The organism is Mesobacillus sp. (assembly GCF_057785455.1).
Map to the genome: position 1 here is coordinate 1 of NZ_JBYNSB010000051.1, position 4,718 is coordinate 4,718.

7 protein-coding genes are annotated in these 4,718 nt (G+C 42.8%); 1 reads left to right on the plus strand and 6 read right to left on the minus strand.

Annotated elements, in window-relative coordinates; all coding sequences use genetic code 11:
* Nucleotides 1-62: 62 nt before the first annotated feature.
* The 6 genes from AC3EBE_RS19660 to AC3EBE_RS19685 form a co-directional block, all read right to left on the minus strand.
* Nucleotides 63-809, minus strand: coding sequence for a hypothetical protein (locus AC3EBE_RS19660; protein ID WP_488596732.1), 747 nt, complete (start codon nucleotides 807-809; stop codon nucleotides 63-65).
* A complete protein-coding gene (locus AC3EBE_RS19665; protein WP_068895178.1) occupies nucleotides 806-1,600 on the minus strand; it encodes an ImmA/IrrE family metallo-endopeptidase in 795 nt (264 codons plus the stop codon). The genes AC3EBE_RS19660 and AC3EBE_RS19665 overlap by 4 nt, the downstream gene beginning before the upstream one ends.
* A 4-nt stretch (nucleotides 1,601-1,604) precedes the next feature.
* The gene (locus AC3EBE_RS19670; RefSeq protein WP_049625976.1) at nucleotides 1,605-1,997 is read right to left on the minus strand and encodes a hypothetical protein; all 393 of its coding nucleotides are present in this window, start codon (nucleotides 1,995-1,997) and stop codon (nucleotides 1,605-1,607) included.
* A gap of 387 nt (nucleotides 1,998-2,384) precedes the next feature.
* Nucleotides 2,385-2,612: an HDOD domain-containing protein gene (locus AC3EBE_RS19675; RefSeq protein WP_074044850.1), complete on the minus strand. Its 228-nt coding sequence runs from the start codon at nucleotides 2,610-2,612 to the stop codon at nucleotides 2,385-2,387.
* Nucleotides 2,609-3,085: a hypothetical protein gene (locus tag AC3EBE_RS19680; RefSeq protein ID WP_239691302.1), complete on the minus strand. Its 477-nt coding sequence runs from the start codon at nucleotides 3,083-3,085 to the stop codon at nucleotides 2,609-2,611. The genes AC3EBE_RS19675 and AC3EBE_RS19680 overlap by 4 nt, the downstream gene beginning before the upstream one ends.
* Before the next feature lie 171 nt (nucleotides 3,086-3,256).
* Nucleotides 3,257-3,679 (minus strand): hypothetical protein, encoded by a 423-nt coding sequence (locus tag AC3EBE_RS19685; protein WP_074044851.1) that lies wholly within the window; start codon nucleotides 3,677-3,679, stop codon nucleotides 3,257-3,259.
* A gap of 100 nt (nucleotides 3,680-3,779) precedes the next feature.
* Between AC3EBE_RS19685 and AC3EBE_RS19690 the strand changes: the two genes are divergently transcribed.
* Nucleotides 3,780-4,697, plus strand: a complete 918-nt coding sequence (locus AC3EBE_RS19690; protein WP_488596733.1) for an IS982-like element ISGsp1 family transposase — start codon at nucleotides 3,780-3,782, stop codon at nucleotides 4,695-4,697.
* Nucleotides 4,698-4,718: the final 21 nt, after the last annotated feature.

Sequence of the window (4,718 nt, forward strand, 5' to 3'; positions counted from 1 at the left end):
GTGTGGGAATCGTTGCAAAGACTTCTAAGCGGAGAGCCTCTTCAAACGATTCTCCATTCCTCCTAGGGCATTTTCGATACTGGGAATGCCCTATTGGTGCTGGATTCTGAAAATCTCGCTAGTACTGGGCTGAATAGATACAAAAAATCATCGATACCTAATATTCCAAATAAACTTTCGTTATTTACAAAAGTATTATACATCGTATATACACCTTTGCCGTCATCACTACATATATAGGCAGGACCGTAGTACTGATGAACAAGCAATAATGAGAAAAAACAAATAAAGCGCTCTCCTGCATTATTTCCGTTATGTAAAATGATTTGTCTCAATTTTGGAAGATCCGAAATGGAGGATAATTCACATCGTTCCAGGTTATGAATAATATCTCTATTTACTCTGAAAGCTTGCAAAGCCAGTTGTTTCATCACATCCAATATGCGTTGCTTTTTCGTCATTCCTTTCTCTAATAATTGATAAATGGTTTGCATCGATAGAATATACAGCTGTTTCTTCGCCGATAATTGTTTGAAAAGCTCAAAGTAATAATCATTATATCGTTCCTTTGTGGGTATATTCCTACAAGACTCTTCTAACACTGCATCAGGAATAAGAAAAATCGGAGACTGATGAAATGCCTGCAGCAAAAGCGGCAAATTTGATATTTGTTTTCTGAATTTCGTTAAGATCATATTATCTAACATATAAAATACTTGATGTTCATTTAGTGACTGGTACAGTTGGACCGTATTATCTGAAATAAACGGGCGAACGGATTCTAAAACAGGGGAATCGAGGACCTTCATCCTTTAGTCCCCCTTTGATCATGCACTGACGCCAACACTTGTTCATATAGCTTATCATAAAATTTTTTAATCGATTGAAGATCCTCTTCATACATCAATCCTTTTGCTTTTTCATATAATTCATCAAACCCGCTGATGTTTATCGTATAACTAGGCTCGAACAATGATTTGTCTATATCATGGGGAATACGATTTCTATAATCATAGTCCAATGCATCTTTCGCTTCGTTAATCGTGATCAATTCGTTTTGAGCAAGTTTCACAACTAACGCTTTGTACGGGATCTGGAAGACACTGATTAATCGCATAATTTTTTGGGGGAGAGATTGTTTCATGTGAGCGGTCTCCAAAAATCGAAAACTTCTTTCCAACACAAAATCATTAATTAAAAATTCGGCAGCGAAGAGATTAGGAAGCCGCTCTTTTTCATCATAAATATGATCAATCATGATAAAATTTTGGTCAGGGCTCTTAATTTTCTCTCTGTCAAAAAAGAAATGATAAAACTCGTGCGCCCACATGAAATTTTCATATATTCTCGGCTGTGCCGTGTTAATATGGACATAATAATCACCGTTATAGTAATACACAAGCCCACCATAGTCAGCATTTTGAATCGGAAACTGCAATACATTTGCATGCTCGTAAAGATAAGTTTTTATAAAATCAAGCGGCTTTACATGAGCAAGAGGATCTCCGAGGGAGTAAATACGGTCCATTGCCCTTTTCATTTTCGGCAAATGTGTTTTGTTATGCTCTAAAATCATTTCAAGATTGTCTTTTGTAATCAATGGACTACCCCCTTGGATGTTCCGAATTTGTCACTGATTTTAACACATCGATCAGTTCAACAAATTCGCTGAAAAGATGCATGCCCTTTTTTAATTCTTCGTCCTCTGCACCGTGAAACGAAAGGGCCACATAATTCATAAATGAATCAGATCGGCTGCGGCCAAACGTTTTTCCATTTAACTCCATATCTGCCTTGTAAAAAAAGAACGGATCGTTAATGCGGAACAGCTTATTGATCTTTGCAACATACTTCTCCACATTTCCTTCGCCTTTCAAGAAATTATAATAAGCTGTCTTCTTAATACCAGTTCGTTCCATCACCCATGAATGTTTAATGCCTTTCCCTTCTATATATTTTTTGACATTCTGGCCTACAATTTTGTTTGTATTTACCATACACTTCACCTCCTGTATCTACAACAAATTATAAAATAAGAACGTATTGATTTTCTATATTTTTTCCTCAAAAAACGGAATATATGATTATTTTACGCAAAAAATTATTCAAAAGTGCTTGATCAAACTTATTTTTTCCTCAAAAAGTGATCACAAAGACGGTTCATCTGTTCCTAGTCCCCTCGTTCCATGCACCAGACAAGATCATAGACGGGGCAAAAGCGGCCCGTTTTGTGAAGAAGACAAGCCTGTATATCGTCGTGAATATTCAGTTCATGTAAAATCTTCGGCAACGGCTGATGCAAGAGAACATCAAAAAGCGAGCAACCCCCCATTAAAAACAAGCTCGCCTTGTCCTGCTCATATCCGAATAGATCACCGGGCAACTTACAAGCTTTCCCTCTTGAAGGACAGCGTCACAATCTCTTGATACAGATGGGCATGCAGATCGTATAATTTCTGCAGCGCCAATACAGAAATCCACTTTTTCAGCTCATTGATGACTAATAACATGATCGCATGACGGATCGACTTGATTTTTGGCCGATGAGACACAATCATCGAATTCGCCAATTTCAATAGGAGATAAGTAAGTGAGAGATCGCGCTCAATCATTCCGGCAATTTCTCCGTAAAGTTGACAAAGCACGGCTTCCCATTGGTCAACTTCTCAATTCCAATGTTCATGAAGCTGTTAATCAGCACTTCTAGTGTGGCATGATCTCCATTCAAACCATCATAGAAATTGCGCTTGCCGCTTCGATAAAACACTTCATATCCAACGGCATCTCGTTCGACATCGAATATCGGCTGTCTCGCCAGTTTTTCATCGAGTTCCTCTTGGTCTTCGTCAACCGGTTGTGAAGAAGCCGGAGACGATGCCTCCGTTGCGGTTTGCCCGCTGGAAGCCGGAACTGCGGCGTCATTGGCCGCTATGGCTTGTCCGCTCGGAGCGTCAGATGCCGCTGTGGTTTCTGTCGGTTGAGAAGCGGACGGCTCGCCCGTTGGCGACGAATCGGCAGGCTCTGGCGAGGTTTGCGCGCCCGTTGCCGGTTCCGCTTCACTTAACGCTTGAATGCGAGCCGTCACCTTGTCTAGCTGCTCCTCAATTTAGCTTACTTTATTGTACCATAATTTCCTTCGCGAGGAAGTAAGATGAAACGACGATTTTCGACCTTTGAACCATTTCATATATGTCTCAAACATTCCTGGTTCACAATTAAATCCCTAGTTGAAGCTCGTGTACAGTATGTAACCACTTCAACTTCTTGCATGCTTCTTAAGAACTGCGGTAATTGCCTCAATCGTTTCTTTGGCGGCATCCGTCAACGCTTCAAATTTAAAGGCAATCGACTGGGCGTTTGGATTGATGGATGGTCCTTCGTTTTGATCTCTGCGAAACGCAGTGATCGCCTCCAAGTCTTGTTTGAGGCCATCCGGAAGCAACGCTCGTTCGAACCTCCAACTGACAATGCAGGGCTCTTTCGCTGTGTAATCGTTGGATCCTTCATATTGTATAGCCCCGATGCGCTTCTTCCCTTTCTCGGAAGCTGTATCATTCATAAACAACTGCACTGTTTGCTTTGCATGGCCATCACATAAATGCAAGCCTGCTTCCATCGATTTGCTTGCAATGAAATGAAAAATGGGTGCAATGGCAAAGCGGTACTCGAGCACCTTCATCTTTTCTCCCCCCTTTTTTTGTAATATTTTCACCCGTGGTGCTAGATAAACTTGATCAAGCATAAAAAAAAATAGCCCTTGCTGGCGGATCTCCTGTAGAATGAAAGTGCGACCCATCATTCGAAAGGAGAGATCCCCCACGCAAGAGCACTTTCATTTTACTACAGATCCAGCCAAACTTCAAAAACAATATGCCGCCATTTTCTGTTTTGTTTCTGCCCAACTGTCGTTGATTCAAATGGATCTTCATCGCCGCAACCGTCACTTGGTCAAGCAAGAAGACGAAGTGGTCATGGCGGTTCACCTTTTGGGGAAGCTGCTGGGCTTTTCTTCCGAACGAGCCTGGCATCGTTTTGTCACGGGAAATTTGTTCACAAACGGCTCGTTTCTTGAACGCTCCCGATACAACCGCCGCTGCCGGGCGCTTGGTTTCGCCATCAAATGGATCCGTCATGAGCTGGCGAAACGTGGCCAACACCATGCTTATGCGGTCGTCGACAGCTTGCCTCTTCCGTTGTGCCATCCCGCAAGAATGCAGCGCGTCAAGCGATTTCGAGGGATCGCGGATATGGGGTATTGTGCTTCCAAAAAGCAATGGTACTACGGTTTCAAGCTGCATCTTCAAGTGACCAATCAAGGGCTGGCCATGGGCTATGTCGTGACGGAAGCGTCCTGCCACGACGTCAAAGCCGCTGAAACGGTGATGACTCAAATCCCTCATCCCTACAACTTTGGGGACAAAGGGTACATCAGCCACGCTCTTCGAGAAAAGCTGTACGAAGAACACCAAGCCGCGTTCTGGACACCGTCTCGACACAATCAAAAGCACGGCCCATCCAAGGCATGGGAAGAATGGATCAGGAAAAAACGCAAAGTCATCGAGACGGTGTTTTCGATTCTCGTAGACCAATACCGGATCACCGACATTCGAGCGAATTCCATTGCCGGGTTTGAAGTGGCACTCGATGGCATCTTGTTGGCGTATTCCCTGGTCACACTAGGGCTGGTTGAGCGCTGACGCTCAACTAGCACCACGGGT